Source organism: Streptomyces sp. NBC_00344, assembly GCF_036088315.1.
Classification (GTDB): Bacteria; Actinomycetota; Actinomycetes; order Streptomycetales; family Streptomycetaceae; genus Streptomyces.
Genome location: NZ_CP107996.1, coordinates 2340730 through 2357044, shown reverse-complemented (window position 1 = coordinate 2357044; position 16315 = coordinate 2340730). Strand labels below are relative to the sequence as shown.

Annotated in this window: 12 protein-coding genes; 8 read left to right on the top strand and 4 right to left on the bottom strand. The window is 67.8% G+C overall.

The genetic code is table 11. From position 1 onward, the window contains the following. Position 1: 1 nt before the first annotated feature. Positions 2 to 1051 carry a hypothetical protein gene (locus OHS16_RS10500; protein WP_328536913.1) on the top strand — a complete coding sequence of 350 codons (1050 nt, stop codon included), beginning with the start codon at positions 2 to 4 and terminating at the stop codon, positions 1049 to 1051. A gap of 135 nt (positions 1052 to 1186) precedes the next feature. Here the strand turns inward: OHS16_RS10500 and OHS16_RS10495 are convergent, their stop codons facing one another. Genes OHS16_RS10495 through OHS16_RS10480 form a run of 4 tightly spaced genes read right to left on the bottom strand, consistent with a single transcriptional unit; the run spans position 1187 to position 5090 of the window. Next, positions 1187 to 1960: a succinate dehydrogenase/fumarate reductase iron-sulfur subunit gene (locus tag OHS16_RS10495; RefSeq protein WP_328536912.1), complete on the bottom strand. Its 774-nt coding sequence runs from the start codon at positions 1958 to 1960 to the stop codon at positions 1187 to 1189. After that, positions 1957 to 3915 carry a fumarate reductase/succinate dehydrogenase flavoprotein subunit gene (locus OHS16_RS10490; protein WP_328536911.1) on the bottom strand — a complete coding sequence of 653 codons (1959 nt, stop codon included), beginning with the start codon at positions 3913 to 3915 and terminating at the stop codon, positions 1957 to 1959. Before OHS16_RS10490 ends, OHS16_RS10495 begins: the two co-directional genes overlap by 4 nt. 25 nt (positions 3916 to 3940) lie before the next feature. Continuing rightward, positions 3941 to 4765, bottom strand: coding sequence for a hypothetical protein (locus OHS16_RS10485; protein WP_328536910.1), 825 nt, complete (start codon positions 4763 to 4765; stop codon positions 3941 to 3943). Positions 4766 to 4799: 34 nt separating this feature from the next. Beyond that, the gene (locus tag OHS16_RS10480; protein WP_328536909.1) at positions 4800 to 5090 is read right to left on the bottom strand and encodes a hypothetical protein; all 291 of its coding nucleotides are present in this window, start codon (positions 5088 to 5090) and stop codon (positions 4800 to 4802) included. 304 nt (positions 5091 to 5394) lie between these two features. Between OHS16_RS10480 and OHS16_RS10475 the strand changes: the two genes are divergently transcribed. The 7 genes from OHS16_RS10475 to OHS16_RS10445 all read left to right on the top strand — a co-directional run bounded on the left by OHS16_RS10475 (position 5395) and on the right by OHS16_RS10445 (position 16268). Continuing rightward, positions 5395 to 7599, top strand: a complete 2205-nt coding sequence (locus tag OHS16_RS10475) for an ABC transporter family substrate-binding protein (protein ID WP_328536908.1) — start codon at positions 5395 to 5397, stop codon at positions 7597 to 7599. 361 nt (positions 7600 to 7960) lie between these two features. Next, on the top strand, positions 7961 to 9832 hold the full coding sequence (typA, locus tag OHS16_RS10470) for a translational GTPase TypA (protein WP_328536907.1): 1872 nt from the start codon (positions 7961 to 7963) through the stop codon (positions 9830 to 9832). Positions 9833 to 10393: 561 nt separating this feature from the next. Continuing rightward, entirely contained in the window at positions 10394 to 12031 is a 1638-nt protein-coding gene (locus tag OHS16_RS10465) for a peptide ABC transporter substrate-binding protein (protein WP_328536906.1), read from the top strand. A 138-nt stretch (positions 12032 to 12169) separates the two neighbouring features. Beyond that, a complete protein-coding gene (locus OHS16_RS10460; protein ID WP_328536905.1) occupies positions 12170 to 13099 on the top strand; it encodes an ABC transporter permease in 930 nt (309 codons plus the stop codon). After that, positions 13092 to 14036, top strand: coding sequence for an ABC transporter permease (locus OHS16_RS10455; RefSeq protein WP_443042590.1), 945 nt, complete (start codon positions 13092 to 13094; stop codon positions 14034 to 14036). Before OHS16_RS10460 ends, OHS16_RS10455 begins: the two co-directional genes overlap by 8 nt. A gap of 14 nt (positions 14037 to 14050) precedes the next feature. After that, positions 14051 to 15109 (top strand): ABC transporter ATP-binding protein, encoded by a 1059-nt coding sequence (locus tag OHS16_RS10450; protein WP_328536904.1) that lies wholly within the window; start codon positions 14051 to 14053, stop codon positions 15107 to 15109. Continuing rightward, the gene (locus OHS16_RS10445; RefSeq protein ID WP_328536903.1) at positions 15102 to 16268 is read left to right on the top strand and encodes an ABC transporter ATP-binding protein; all 1167 of its coding nucleotides are present in this window, start codon (positions 15102 to 15104) and stop codon (positions 16266 to 16268) included. Before OHS16_RS10450 ends, OHS16_RS10445 begins: the two co-directional genes overlap by 8 nt. The last annotated feature ends 47 nt before the right edge of the window (positions 16269 to 16315 follow it).

Genomic DNA, 16315 nt, shown 5'->3' with positions numbered 1-16315 from the left:
GGTGCAGGCAGGGAAGTTCGGCGCGGTTCTGGGACGGATACGTCTACGCAGATGGCTGAAGCGCGCGGCGCTCGCACTCGCCGTAGTGATCGTGGTCCCGGTCGTGACCGCCGGGGTCGCGCTGCGCGTCAATGACGCGGGCGACTACCGGGACGGCACCCGCACCCGGGGGCGCGACGCGATCTGGCTCGGCCACGCGTGGGTCGACGGCCGCAAGAACACCGCCGACGTGGACGACCTGGCGAAGCGGCTCGCCGGGACGGGGCTGCGCGACCTGTATGTCCACGCAGGGCCGCTCGAACACGACGGCACGCTGCCCGCCGCCCGCTACGCGCGGGCGAAATGGCTGATCGACTCCGTGCACCACAGACTTCCCGGCATACGGGTCCAGGCCTGGCTCGGCGACAAACTGTCCACCGAGAGCCCCGACGGTCTCGACCTCGGGAGGCCGGCGTCGCGCGCCGCCGTGGTGGTCTCCGCACGCCAGGTCATCGACGCGGGCTTCGAGGGGGTGCACTTCGATCTGGAGCCGCTGCACTCCGGTGACCGCGGCTATCTCTCCCTGCTCGGCCATCTGCGCGCGCTGACCGACGACCGGGGTGTGCTGCTCTCCGTGGCCGCCCATCAGATCGACCCGCTGCCCGCCACCCATGCGGTCGCGGGCAGCCTGACCGGGCATCCGAAGTGGTGGTCGCAGAAGTTCTTCGGGGAGGTCGCCAGCAGGGTCGACCAGATCGCCTTGATGTCGTACGACACCTCGATGCCACTGCAGAGTCTCTACGGCGGCTATGTCGCGGAGCAGACCGCGCTGGCTCTCGAAGTCACGCCCAGAACGACGGACCTGCTGATGGGGCTGCCCTTCTATCACGAGACCAAGCCCGGTCACATCGCGTCAGCCGAGACGGTCGCGGCCGCGGTGCGCGGTGTCCGTCTGGCACTGGGCCGTGAAGACCGCGACCGGGAACGGTTCGGGGTCGCGCTGTACGTCGACTTCGCGGCCGATGAAGCGGACTGGACGGCGTACCGCAAGGGCTGGAACCGGGCCCCGTGACGCACCCCGCCCGGCGGCGCCCGGCAGCCCTCCTCCCGGAGTCCGGGCCCATCGCGGACCCGTCGGCATCGCGGATCCGTCCCGGCCATCGCGGATCCGTCCCGGCCCGGGGCGGATCCGCGATCGGCCCGCGGGTCACGGGGACGGGCGCCGACCGATCCTGTTGCCCAGCCAGACCAGCGGGTCGTACTTCCGGTCGACCGTCCGTTCCTTCAGGGGGATCAGCGCATTGTCGGTGATCTTGATGCCCTCCGGACAGACCTCCGTGCAGCACTTGGTGATGTTGCAGTAGCCGAGCCCGTGGTCCTCCTGGGCTGTCCGCTTGCGGTCGAGACCGGCTTCGGCGGCCGCGTCCAGCGGATGCATGTCCAGTTCGGCAACCCGCATCAGAAAGCGCGGCCCCGCGAAGGCCGTCTTGTTCTCCTCGTGATCGCGCACCACATGGCAGGTGTCCTGGCACAGGAAGCACTCAATGCACTTGCGGAACTCCTGGGATCGTTCCACGTCCATCTGCTGCATCCGGTAGTCACCGGGCTTCACGCCTTCGGGCGGCACGAAAGCGGGGATCTCCCGGGCCTTGGTGTAGTTGAACGACACATCGGTCACCAGATCCCGCACGACGGGGAAGGCCCGCAGCGGGGTCACCGTGATGGTGTCCGCACGGTCGAAGACCGACATCCGGGTCATGCACATCAGCCGCGGACGGCCGTTGACCTCGGCGCTGCAGGAACCGCATTTGCCCGCCTTGCAGTTCCAGCGCACCGCCAGATCGGATGCCTGGGTGGCCTGGATGCGGTGGATGATGTCCAGGACCACCTCGCCGTCGTTCACCTCGACGGCGAAGTCCTCCAGATCCCCGCCGTCCGTGTCCCCGCGCCAGACCCTGAACTTGGCTTCGTACGAACTCACTCGTAGAGCTCCTCTTCGGCGAGGTACTTGACCAGCTCCTCCTTCTCGAAGAGGGCAAGCAGGTCCTGACGGATCGGGACAGTCGTCTTGCGCACCAGGGCGATCTGCCCGCGCGACGGATCGGCGGACGCCGGTTCCGCCGGGTGCTCGGACAGCTGGCACAGCAGATTGACGCCGCGCCAGCCGCGCTCCATGGCCGGGCAGTCCTCCCGGGTGTGGCCGCCGCGGCTCTCGGTCCGCTCCAGCGCGGCCCTGGCGATGCACTCGCTGACCAGCAGCATGTTCCGCAGATCCAGCGCCAGATGCCAGCCGGGATTGAACTGCCGGTGTCCCTCGACCCCGGCCCGTTCGGCCCGTACCCGCAGAGCGGCCAGTTTCTCCAGTGCCTGTTCCATCTCGCCCTGGCGGCGGATGATGCCGACCAGATCGTTCATGGTCTGCTGGAGTTCCTGGTGCAGGGTGTACGGGTTCTCGGGGGGCGCCCCGCCGGTGTCCACGGTGCCGGCGGCGCCGAAGGGCCGCAGGGCCTCGGCCGCCGCCGCTTCGATCTGGGCCTCGTCGACGGCGGGCCGCTCGCCGGGGCCCGACGCGTGCTGCGCGGCGTGCAGTCCGGCCCGGCGGCCGAAGACCAGCAGGTCGGAGAGGGAGTTCCCGCCGAGTCTGTTGGAGCCGTGCATGCCGCCCGCGACCTCACCCGCCGCAAAGAGGCCGGGCACGGCGAGTGCTGCCGCGGTGTCGGAATCCACCGCGATACCGCCCATGACGTAGTGGCAGGTGGGGCCGACCTCCATGGCCTCGGCCGTGATGTCGACGTCGGCCAGCTCCCTGAACTGGTGGTACATCGAAGGCAGCCGACGTTTGATCACCTCGGCGGACATCCGGGTCGACACATCGAGGTAGACCCCGCCGTGCGGGGTGCCGCGGCCCGCCTTGACCTCGGAGTTGATGGCGCGGGCCACCTCGTCCCGGGGCAGCAGCTCCGGCGGGCGCCGGTTGTGGCCCGGGTCGTCGTACCAGCGGTCGCCCTCCTCCTCGGTCTCGGCGTACTGCTCCTTGAAGACGTCCGGGACGTAGTCGAACATGAAGCGCTTGCCCTCGCTGTTGCGCAGCACGCCGCCGTCCCCGCGCACCGACTCGGTGACCAGCAGTCCCTTCACCGATGGCGGCCAGATCATCCCGGTCGGGTGGAACTGTACGAACTCCATGTTCAGCAGGGGTGCACCGGCCAGCAGCGCCAGCGCATGGCCGTCGCCCGTGTACTCCCAGGAGTTCGACGTCACCTTGAAGGACTTGCCGATGCCTCCGGTGGCGAGCACCACGCTGGGGGCCTCGAGGACGAAGAACCGCCCGGACTCGCGCTCGTAGCAGAAGGTGCCGGCGACCTGCTCACCCGCCGGGGAGCCACTGCTGGACGGAGTCTTCAGGACCCGGGTGACCGTGCACTCCTGGAAGACCTTCAACCGGGCTTCGGGATCGCCGAGTTCGCGCTCGTCCTCCTGCTGGAGCGAGACGATCTTCTGCTGGAGGGTGCGGATCAGTTCCAGGCCGGTGCGGTCGCCCACATGGGCCAGGCGCGGGTACTCGTGGCCGCCGAAGTTGCGCTGGGAGATCTTGCCCTCGGCCGTACGGTCGAAGAGCGCACCCCAGGTTTCCAGCTCCCAGACGCGGTCGGGTGCCTCCTGGGCGTGCAGCTCGGCCATCCGCCACTGGTTGAGGAACTTTCCGCCGCGCAGGGTGTCGCGGAAGTGCACCTGCCAGTTGTCGCCGGAGTTCGCGTTGCCCATGGAGGCGGCGATACCGCCCTCGGCCATCACCGTGTGGGCCTTGCCGAAGAGCGACTTGCAGATCACCGCGGTGCGGGCGCCCTGTTCCCGGGCCTCGATGGCGGCCCGCAGTCCGGCGCCGCCCGCGCCCACCACGACGACGTCCCACTGCTGCCGGTCGAGCTGTGTCATCCAGAGCCCCTGCTCATGAGAACCATTAGAAGAACCGCGGGTCGTCGAAAGCTCCGGACGCCACCAGATAGACGTAGAAGTCGGCGACCGCCACGCTGATCAACGAGGCCCAGGCCAGCTGCATGTGACGGCCGTTCAGCTTGCTCGCCCAGCCCCAGAGCCGGTAGCGCACCGGATGCTTCGAGAAGTGCTTGAGCCGGCCGCCGATGATGTGCCGGCAGGAGTGGCAGGAGACGGTGTACGCCCAGATCAGCACGATGTTGACCAGGAACACGACGGAGCCGAGTCCCATATGGCCCCACCGGTAGTGCTCGTCGCGGAACGAGAGCACGGTGTCGTAGGTGAGGATCCCGGCGACGACCAGCGCGGCGTAGAAGAAGTACCGGTGGATGTTCTGCAGGATCAGCGGGAAGCGGGTCTCGCCGCTGTACGCCTTGTGCGGCTCGGCGACCGCGCAGGCGGGCGGCGAGGCCCAGAACCCCCGGTAGTAGGCCTTCCGGTAGTAGTAGCAGGTCAGCCGGAAGCCCAGCGGGAAGATCAGGATCAGCAGCGCGGGGGAGAGCCCCCACCAGCTTCCGAAGAGGTCCCAGTTGGGGCCGTGCCGCATCGGCGCGCAGCGTTCCGCCAGGCAGGGGGAGTAGAACGGCGACACATAGGGCGCCGCGTAGTAGTCGGTGTCGGCGAAGGCCCGCCAGGTCGAGTAGACGATGAAGGCGAGCAGCCCGGCTGCGGTGGCCGCCGGTGCGAGCCACCAGCGGTCGGTGCGCAGATGCCGGGCGGCGATGGCTGCGCGCGAGGCGTGGTGCACGCCCCCGTCCAGCCGGGGCTGTGGTTCGGTGCCAGTTGCCAACGGGGACTCCAGTCGAAGTCAGGATCGCTCGGCGTCAGGGGGCATGCCGGTCGCGGGCGCCGATTCCCTCGTCGTCCATGTCCTCGGCGGCTGCCCAGAGAGTGGCGTCGTAGGGGGTGTCGGAGATGGTGACCAGGTCGGGACGGGTGTGTGCGGCGGGTACGGCTTCACGCAGCAGCGCCAGGCTTTCCCGGAGGTGTCCGGCGTCGGCGCGTACCCGTCGTATGTCGAGCCCGCTGCCGAGCTGCTGCTCCAGCAGGCCCAGTGAACGGACCAGGTCGTCAAGAGATCGTTGGACAGCCGTCAAATCGTCTTGCAGGGCCATGACTTGCCTCACTTCCGCCGGTGCGGACGGCAAACGATCGCGCGTCGGAGAGTGTTGCGCGTCACATCCCCGCTTGTGAAGGGTGGTGCACCGGATTCCGGGCGCGAGCTGCCCGGTGCGCCCCCCATTGCGCCGCATGGGTGGGGTTGGGAGGGCGTGCCGACGTGTCTCCCACGGACGGCGCGGCGGCTCCCTTTCAGTGAAGGGGTCATAGGTGTGATCAGCATCCAATGCCACCAAACCTTAAGATTCTCGCCCATTCCTCTTCCGGAGTGGGTGGGGTCGGGCCCCGGAGGTACCACCCATGTCCCACGTCGGCGTTCCACACGGGAGAGCAAAGCGGCGCAGCGTCGCGCTCCTCGCCACCGGTGTACTCGCGCTGCCCGTGCTGGCCGGGTGCGGTGGCAGTGATGACCACGGGGGCGGCGCCAGGGCCGCCGCTCCGCAGATCGCGACGGCCGCGCGGCAGAAGGTAGGGGACGGCGGCACCCTGCACTGGGCCGTCGACACGATGCCTGTGACGCTGAACACCTTCCAGGCCGACGCCGACGCGTCCACCTCGCGGATCGCGGGCGCCGTGCTGCCCGCCCTCTACACGCTGGACTCCTCGGGCCGGCCGCAGCGCAACGCCGACTATCTCGAGTCGGCGGATGTGATCAAGAGTGAGCCGAAGCAGGTCGTGCGCTACCGGATCAATCAGAAGGCGGTCTGGAGCAACGGCCGCGAGATCGGTGCACCGGACTTCGTGGCCCAGTGGCGCGCGCTGAGCGGGAACGACTCCGGGTACTGGACCGCCCGCAACGCCGGCTACGACCGGATCCAGAAGATCGAGAAGGGCAAGAACGACCTGGAGGTCGAGGTCACCTTCGACAAGCCCTACGCGGACTGGCGCTCCCTCTTCACCCCGCTGTACCCGAAGGAGATCACCGGTTCGCCCGCGTCCTTCAACGAGGGCGCCCGCAAGAAGCTCGCCGCCACGGCAGGCCCCTTCGCCATCAGGAAGGTGGACCGGGCAGGCGACAAGGTGACCCTGGTACGCAACCCGCACTGGTGGGGGGATCGCGCCAAGCTCGATTCCATCGTGCTGGATGTCGTGCCCGCGGATAAGCGCACCGCCGCGCTCGCCGAGGGGTCGCTGGATCTGGCCGCCGTCGACGAGACGATGATGCAGCGGATCGCACTGGCCGCCAGGGACGGGAACAGCGGGCAGCCGCTGACGCACGGCCCCGGCAGCGAGGTCGAGCCTGCCGACGCGCTCATCGACTGGGCGGTGGCGCACGGCGCCGACGGGCCCGAGGCGGAGGCGGCCGCGAGTGCGGCCCGTAAGCAGACGCAGCAGGCGCGCAGGGAGTACGCCGAGCAGCAGCAGGGGCTGCGCCGCTACGTGGTGCGCAGGACACTGGAGCCCGCCTTCACCCAGCTCGCCATGAACGGCAGCTCCGGCCCGCTCGCCGACCAGCGGGTACGCCGTGCGGTCGCCAGGGCGCTGGACCGCCAGCAGCTCGCGGATGTCGTACTGAAGCCGCTCGGCCTGCCGGCGAAGCCCCCCGGCAGCCATCTCGCACTGGCCGGCCAGCAGGACTACAAGGACAACAGCGGCGCCATCGGCGGTCATGACACGGCGAAGGCGCAGGCGATGCTCGCCGACGCCGGCTGGACCGTCAAGGGTGCCCGCGAGATCACCGAGAAGAGCAAGGCGGGAAGCAAGGCGGACCCGTCGAAGAAGGCAGCGAAGGAGAAAGCGGCCAAGGAGAAGGCCGCCAAGGAGAAGGCAGGACAGCCGGACAGGGCGAAGACCGGGGAGTCGTCGCACCCCTCGCGTTCCCCGAAGCCGTCGAAGTCCGCGGCGGACGACTCGAAGGCGATCGGCGCGTCCGGGGACGAGAAGCACGGGGTGGCGGGCGCCTACGCGCCCAAGGGCACCCCGGCTCCGCCGGCGGCCGCGGCAGCGGCCCCGGCCGTCATCGGGAAGAAGGGCAAGCCGCTCAGCCTGCGCTTCGTGCTGCCCACCGGTCCCGGCTCCGCCGCGCTGAACAGCGTCGGAAACAGGATCACCCAGATGCTGGACGCCGTCGGGATCCGTACGGAGATCACCAGGGTCGACGGCGCGAGCTACTTCAAGGACCACATCGCCTCCGGCGACTACGACCTGGCTCTTTACTCCTGGCCCGCCACCGCGTACCCGGCGACCGACGCCCGGCCGATCTACGCCAAGCCCGACGTGGCTTCGGACGGCTCGCTGATGGTCGACCAGAACTACACCCGGGTGGGCACCGACCGGATCGACCAGCTCTTCGACCGGGCGGCCGGCGAGCTGGACGCCGGCTCATCGCGCGACCTGGTCGAACAGGCCGATGCGCGGATCTGGGCCGCCGCGGGATCGATCCCGCTCTATCAGCGCCCCGAACTGGTGGCCGCGAAGCGGGCAGTGGCCAATGCCGGCGCCTTCGGGTTCGCGACACCCCGCTATCAGGACATCGGCTTCCTGAAATCCGCCAAGAAGTCCTGAGAAGTCGCGAAGCAGCAGGTCACGGCCGTACCCGTCGGCTGTGAACAACCTCAGAAGCAGCTCAATTCCCTTGCCCGCCGGTCCTGCCGGCGGGCAAGGTCGTGCCTACCCTTTGACCCGGGCCGCAGCATTTCACTCCCCCTTGGAACACCCCGCGGAACACTTCGCCGACCCCTCCGGGAAACCGCGGCGACACCCGCTCTCCATGACCGGCTCGTACCGTCGTGGGGCCGGTATCCCTTGCCCGGGAAGCCCCGGACGCGGAGGGCCCGTACCATGGGACTAGCCGTGGCGCGTCCGCCCGGCGGGCGTACCAGGACAGACGCCGCATCCCACGAGCTGAGAGAAGCGCAAGCCACCCATGCCCACGCGCCACGACATCCGTAACGTAGCCATCGTCGCCCACGTCGACCACGGCAAGACCACCCTGGTCGACGCCATGCTCAAGCAGGCCGGCGCGTTCGCCGCGCACGCCGCCGAGCACCTCGACGATCGCATGATGGACTCGAACGACCTGGAGCGTGAGAAGGGCATCACGATCCTGGCCAAGAACACGGCCGTGAAGTACCACCCCAAGGATGGCGGCGACGTCATCACGATCAACATCATCGACACCCCGGGCCACGCCGACTTCGGCGGCGAGGTCGAGCGCGGTCTGTCGATGGTGGACGCGGTCGTTCTCCTCGTCGACGCCTCCGAGGGTCCGCTGCCCCAGACCCGCTTCGTGCTGCGCAAGGCGCTGGACGCCAAGCTGCCGGTCATCCTCTGTGTGAACAAGACGGACCGTCCGGACTCCCGGATCGACGAGATCGTCAACGAGACGTACGACCTCTTCCTCGACCTGGACGCCGACGAGGACCAGATCGAGTTCCCGATCGTCTACGCGTGCGCGCGTGACGGAGTGGCGTCGCTGACCAAGCCGGAGGACGGCACCGTCCCCCCGGACAGCGAAAACCTGGAGCCGTTCTTCTCCACGATCCTCTCCAGCGTCCCGGCCCCCGAGTACGACACGGACGCCCCGCTGCAGGCGCACGTCACCAACCTCGACGCGGACAACTTCCTCGGCCGTATCGCACTCTGCCGCGTCGAGCAGGGCGAGCTGCGCAAGGGCCAGACCGTCGCGTGGATCAAGCGTGACGGCACGATGTCCAACGTCCGCATCACCGAGCTGCTGATGACCGAGGCGCTCACCCGCAAGCCGGCCGAGAAGGCCGGTCCTGGCGACATCTGCGCTATCGCCGGTATCCCGGACATCATGATCGGCGAGACCCTGGCCGACCCCGAGAACCCGATCGCGCTGCCGCTGATCACGGTCGACGAACCGGCCATCTCGATGACTATCGGTGCGAACACCTCGCCGCTGGTCGGCAAGGGCGGCAAGGGCCACAAGGTCACTGCCCGGCAGATCAAGGACCGGCTGGACCGCGAGCTGGTCGGTAACGTCTCGCTCCGCGTCCTGGACACCGAGCGCCCCGACGCCTGGGAGGTCCAGGGCCGTGGTGAGCTGGCGCTCGCCATCCTGGTCGAGCAGATGCGCCGCGAGGGCTTCGAGCTGACCGTCGGCAAGCCTGAGGTCGTCACCAAGCAGATCGACGGCAAGACGCACGAGCCGATCGAGCGCATGACGATCGACTCGCCCGAGGAGCACCTCGGCGCCATCACCCAGCTGATGGCGACCCGCAAGGGCCGTATGGAGACCATGACGAACCACGGTTCGGGCTGGGTCCGCATGGAGTGGATCGTGCCGTCCCGCGGACTGATCGGGTTCCGTACGGAGTTCCTCACGCAGACCCGCGGCACCGGCATCGCGCACTCGATCTTCGAGGGCCACGAGCCGTGGTTCGGTGACCTGCGCACCCGCCACAACGGTTCGCTCGTCGCGGACCGCGCGGGCGTCGTGACGCCGTTCGCGATGGTCAACCTCCAGGAGCGCGGTGTCATCTTCACGGAGGCCACCACGGAGGTCTACGAGGGCATGATCATCGGCGAGAACTCGCGCGCCGACGACATGGACGTCAACATCACCAAGGAGAAGAAGCTCACCAACATGCGTGCCGCTTCCGCGGACACCACCGAGAACGTGGTGCCGGCCAGGAAGCTGTCGCTCGAGCAGTCGCTGGAGTTCTGCCGCGACGACGAGTGCATCGAGGTGACCCCGGAGACCGTGCGTATCCGCAAGGTCGTCCTGGACCAGAAGGAGCGCGGCCGCAGCGCTTCGCGCGCCAAGCGCTGACCTTCCGTCCGGTGCTGTGATGGCCCGGCCGTTCCGCCGCTGCGGAACGGCCGGGCCATCGGCATGCGCAGTGCCCGCGTCACCAGCGGGCCGTGGAGCGACGGAGGTTGTCCCAGGCCGGGGGCAGGGCTTCCGGCCTGGGCACTGCGGAGGCCGGCGAGGCTCGGGGGATGCTCCGGGACCTGTGCGCGTGTTCCGTGGTGACCGGAAGCTGACTTGGCAAGGCGTTTTCTGCACACGGGCGTCCGGATATCGATCATCCATATCCGGAAGTTGTGTTAACGGTCCGTTTCGAGGGTGTCTGTCTGGGCTCATTTTGTCCGGATTTCGGGCAGATGGCTTCAAGCGATGTTGTAGAACCGAGACTCTTTAAGTGTGGTTTACGGCCTAGACGTACTCAATAGTTGGCCTCATCGAGCTCGGGTCAATGGGTCACGCACTCTGGGGGAGTGCCGACTCACGAGCGCACTTGGGGTACATGAACCGCGCGCTGTCAGGGGTGTCAGCGCGCGTAGAACGTGCCCTCATCAGTGATTCAGTGGACTCATGAGGAGGAAACCCATGCGTGGTGCCAAGAGCGCCAAGTGGGTCGCGGGGGCGGCCGTCGTCGCCCTGGCGGCGACAGCCTGTGGCGGTAACGACAAGTCGGGCAGCGGAGACAACGCAGGCGCGGCAGTCAACGCCAAGGGTGTGTTCAGCTACCAGAGCAGCGAGCCGCAGCACCCGCTTCAGCCGGCGAACGTCATGGAGACGGGCGGCGGCCGCATCACCGACGCGCTCTTCGACGGTCTGGCGGACTACGACGCCAAGAGCGGCGAACTGCACAACCTCGTCGCCGACTCGATCAAGCAGGACGACGCCAGCCACTACACGATCACGGTGAAGAAGGGCTGGACGTTCCACAACGGCGAGGCGGTCACCGCCAAGTCCTTCGTGGACGCCTGGAACTGGGGCGCCAACGCCAAGAACGCGCAGCAGAACGCCTCGTGGTTCGCGGACATCGAGGGTTACGACCAGGTCCACCCCGAGAAGGGTGACCCGAAGGCCAAGACCATGTCGGGCCTGTCCACCCCCGACGACTACACGATCAAGGTCACGCTGGCCAACCCGGCGCCGTACTGGACCTACAAGCTGGGTTACAGCGCCTTCGAGCCGCTGCCCAAGGTCTTCTACACGAACCCGAAGAAGTACGGCCAGGAGCCCATCGGCAACGGCCCGTACCAGTTCGTGAAGTGGAACCACAACAAGGACCTGCTGACCAAGACGTACGCGAAGTACGCGGGCCCGGACAAGCCGAAGAACGGTGGTGTGGACTTCAAGTTCTACACGACCGCCGAGGCCGCCTACCAGGACACCGTCTCCAGCAACCTCGACGTGCTTGACCAGGTCGCCCCCAGCGACATGACCAAGTACCACCAGGACCTCGGCAAGCGCGCCGTGGACGCTCCGCAGAACGCCATCCAGACCATCGCCGTCGCCGAGTACGCGCCGACGATCAAGGGTCTGAAGGACCGCGGGAAGTTCATGCAGGGCATCTCGATGGCGATCGACCGGGCCACGATCACCAAGACGGTGCTCGCCGGCTCGCGTATCCCGGCCACCGGCTTCGTGCCGCCGGCCGTCAAGGGCTACATCGCCGACGCCTGCGGCGACGCGTGCAAGTACAACCCGGCCAAGGCCAAGCAGCTCATCAAGGAGTCCGGCGGCTCCAACGCCACGGTCTCGGTGCTCTACAACGCCGACGGTGGCCACAAGGAATGGGTGACGGCCGTCTGCGCCAACATCACCCAGAACACCGGCGTCAAGTGCCAGGCCGACTCGAAGGCCGACTTCAAGACGGCCCTCGACGTCCGGACCAACAAGAAGGTCCAGAGCTTCTACCGGTCCGGCTGGGTGCAGGACTACCCGCTGAACGCCAACTTCCTGAAGGACCTGTACGGCTCCACCGCCGCGGGTAACGAGGGTGGCTACTCCAACAAGGAGTTCGACAAGCTCGCCGGCAACGCCGACAAGGCCGCGACGCTGGACGAGTCCGTCAAGCTCTACCAGGAGGCGGAGAAGTCGCTGGTCAAGGACATGCCGGCCATCCCGCTCTGGTACTACAAGACGAACGCCGGCTACTCGGCCAACGTCAAGAACGTCACCTACGACACCTTCGGTGTCCCGGTCTTCAGCGACGTTCAGGTCGTCAAGAAGTAATCAGGCCGCCAGCGGTCGATCAACCCCCGGCGCCGCCGCAAGGCATGGGCGCCAACCGTGTGCACGCCGGCCGGCCCGTCCGTCCTCCCACAAGGAGGCGGACGGGTCGGCCGCCGCACGGCTGACAATGGAGGCTTCATGGGGCGCTACGTCGCGAGGCGACTGCTCCAGATGATCCCGGTGTTCCTCGGGACCACTCTGCTCATCTTCTTGATGGTGTACTCACTGCCGGGCGACCCCGTCCGGGCGCTGTGGGGCGACCGGCCTGCGGATCCGCAGGCAATGGCGCGGCTCAGGCACGAGTACTGGTTCGACCGACCCGTACTCGCGCAGTACTGGCACTACATCAGTGGCGTCTTCCACCTGGACTTCGGCTCCAGTTTCGTCACCGGACGCAACGTGCTCGATGTGATGAAGGAAACCTTCCCCGTCACGATCAGGCTCGCTCTGGTGGCCTTCGTCATCGAGATCGTCGTGGGTCTCGGGCTCGGCCTCTTCTCCGGTCTCAACCGGGGCAAGCTCCCGGACAAGCTGGTGCTCCTGATCACGCTGCTGCTGATCTCGGTGCCGGTGTTCGTGCTCGGCTTCATCTTCCAGACGGTCTTCGGCAACCAGCTCGGCTGGGTCACCCCGACCGTCCAGGACTCCAACAACATCACGCAGTTGATCCTGCCCGGAGTCGTCCTGGGCTCGCTCTCCTTCTCGTACGTCGCCAGGCTCAGCCGGACGTCGCTCGCGGAGAACCTGCGCGCGGACTACATCCGTACCGCCGTGGCCAAGGGACTTCCCCGCCGCCGCGTCATCGGCATCCACCTGCTGCGCAACTCCCTGATCCCCGTGGTCACCTTCCTCGGTACGGACCTGGGCGCCCTGATGGGCGGTGCCATCGTCACCGAGGGCATCTTCAACGTCCACGGGATCGGCAATGAGCTGTACCGGTCGATCAACCAGTCGGACAACACGACGGTGGTCGGCATCGTGACGATTCTGGTGATCATTTTCCTGCTCTCCAGCCTCATCGTCGACCTGCTGTACGCCGCTCTGGACCCGAGGATCCGTTATGCCTGAGGCCCTGACCACCAAGTCCGAGGCCGGCACAGAGGTTCCGGCTTCCATGCCGGCGACCGCCGCCGCTCCGGAGAAGGCCCGCAGCCTGTGGTCCGACGCCTGGCGGGACCTGCGGCGCAACCCGTTCTTCATCGTCTCGGCCGTACTGATCGTCTTCCTCGTCGTGGTCGCGATCGCGCCGGGTCTCTTCACCTCGATCGACCCCAACCGCGCGGACCTCGCCAAGCACTACCTGGGCAAGCCGAACTACTCGCATGTCTTCCAGGGGGACTGGTTCGGCTACGACGTCCAGGGTCGGAGCATCTACTCCCGGGTTCTCTACGGTGCCCGGTCCTCGATCATCGTCGGCGTCTGTTCCACCGCTGCGGTCGCGATAGTCGGCGGCGTGGTCGGCATGATCGCCGGATACTACGGCGGCTGGCTCGACTCGCTGCTCTCCCGTGTCACCGACATCTTCTTCGGTATTCCGCTGCTGCTCGGTGCGATCGTCGTGCTCAACGCCTTCGCTCACCGCACCGTGTGGTCCGTGGTGCTTGCGCTCGGCTTCCTGGGCTGGACCCAGATCGCCCGTGTCATGCGCGGTTCGGTGATGACGGTCAAGCAGGCCGACTACGTCCAGGCGGCCAAGGCGCTCGGCGCGGGCACCCGCCGGATCATGCTCCGGCACATCCTGCCGAACGCCATTGCCCCGGTGATCGTGGTCTCCACCATCGCGCTCGGCGGTTACATCGCAACCGAGGCCACGCTGTCCTACCTCGGAATCGGGCTTCCGCCCAACAGCATCTCCTGGGGCAACGACATTTCCTCGGCGCAGAGCGCGGTCCGTAACGCCCCGCACGTGCTGTTCTTCCCCAGCGCGATGCTGAGCCTCACGGTCCTCGCGTTCATCATGCTCGGCGACGCGGTACGCGACGCCCTCGACCCCAAGCTGCGCTGAGGAGGGCGTACGACGTGACCACTATCGAAGAAACCGCGAGCGTCCCGACGCCCCGGTCGGGCGAATCCAGCAGCTCCCCGCTGCTCGAAGTGCGCGACCTGCACGTCGAGTTCCACACCCGTGACGGTGTCGCCAAGGCCGTCAACGGAGTCAACTACAGCGTCTCGGCCGGCGAGACCCTCGCCGTCCTCGGCGAGTCCGGCTCCGGCAAGTCCGTGACCGCTCAGGCGATCATGGGCATCCTCGACATGCCGCCCGGCGTGATCCCGCAGGGCGAGATCCTCTTCCGCGGCCAGGACATGCTGAAGATGTCCAACGAGGAACGCCGGAAGATCCGCGGCCAGAAGATCGCCATGATCTTCCAGGACGCCCTCTCCTCGCTCAACCCCGTGCTCTCCGTGGGGTACCAGCTCGGTGAGATGTTCCGGGTGCACCAGGGGCTCTCCCGCAAGCAGGCCAAGATCAAGGCCGTCGAGCTGATGGACCGGGTCAAGATCCCCGCCGCCAAGGCGCGTGTCAACGACTACGCCCACCAGTTCTCCGGCGGTATGCGCCAGCGCATCATGATCGCCATGGCGCTGGCCCTGGAGCCGGACCTGATCATCGCCGACGAGCCGACCACGGCCCTCGACGTGACCGTCCAGGCCCAGGTGATGGATCTCCTCGCGGAACTCCAGCGGGAGTTCCACATGGGGCTGATCCTGATCACGCACGACCTCGGTGTCGTCGCCGACGTCGCGGACAAGATCGCCGTGATGTACGCCGGACGCATCGTCGAGACGGCCCCGGTGCACGAGCTCTACAAGCGCCCGGCCCATCCGTACACGCGCGGGCTGCTGGACTCGATCCCGCGTCTGGACCAGAAGGGCCAGGAGCTCTACGCGATCAAGGGCCTGCCGCCCAACCTGCTGCACATCCCGTCCGGTTGTGCCTTCAACCCCCGCTGCCCCAAGGCGCAGGACATCTGCCGCACGGACATCCCGGCCCTGCTGCCGGTCACCGAGCAGGACGGCGGCGCGCTGCCGGGCCGCGGCAGCGCGTGCCACTTCTGGGAGGAGACGATCCATGGCTGAGCTCAGCAAGAACGGCGAGGCCGTCTCCGACGCGGTGCCATCGGCGATGACCCCGAACCTCGCGGAGGTCGAGGCGGCGGACGTCGCGACGGTGGCCGAGGTGGAAGCGATGCTGGACGCCCCCGTCGAGCGGGGTGAGCCCATCCTCCAGGTCCGCAACCTGGTGAAGCACTACCCGATATCCCAGGGCATCCTCTTCAAGCGCCGGATCGGCGCGGTGAAGGCCGTCGACGGGATCTCCTTCGACCTGTACCAGGGCGAGACCCTCGGCATCGTCGGCGAGTCCGGCTGTGGCAAGTCCACGGTCGCCAAGCTGCTGATGACGCTGGAGACCGCGACGGCGGGCGAGGTCTTCTTCAAGGGCCAGGACATCACCAAGCTGTCCGGGCGCGCGCTGAAGGCCGTGCGGCGGAACATCCAGATGGTGTTCCAGGACCCGTACACGTCGCTCAACCCCCGGATGACGGTGGGCGACATCATCGGTGAACCCTTCGACATCCACCCCGAGGTGGCCCCGAAGGGCGATCGGCGCCGGAAGGTCCAGGAGCTTCTGGACGTGGTCGGGCTCAACCCCGAGTACATCAACCGCTATCCGCACCAGTTCTCCGGCGGCCAGCGCCAGCGCATCGGCATCGCCCGCGGCCTCGCGCTCAACCCGGAGATCATCATCTGCGACGAGCCGGTGTCCGCGCTCGACGTGTCGGTGCAGGCGCAGGTCATCAACCTGATGGCGAAGCTGCAGGACGAGTTCAACCTCTCCTACCTCTTCATCGCACACGACCTGTCGATCGTCCGGCACATCTCCGACCGGGTCGGCGTGATGTACCTCGGCAAGATGGCAGAGATCGGCACCGACGAGCAGATCTACGACCACCCGACGCACCCCTACACCCAGGCGCTGCTGTCGGCGGTCCCGGTCCCGGACCCGGAGGCCCGTGAGGGCCGCGAGCGGATCATCCTCGTCGGGGATGTCCCCTCGCCGGCCAACCCGCCGTCCGGCTGCCGCTTCCGCACTCGCTGCTGGAAGGCCGAGGCGCGCTGCGCCGAGGAGGTTCCGCTGCTCGCGATCCCGGAGCGTTTCGCGGGCGAGGACACCCCGGCCGCGCACGAGTCGGCGTGTCACTTCGCCGAGGAGAAGGACGTCGTCCACGCGGTGTAGTGCCGCGCGCATGCAGTCCGCACCACTGCCAGGCCCCCGTCGACCGG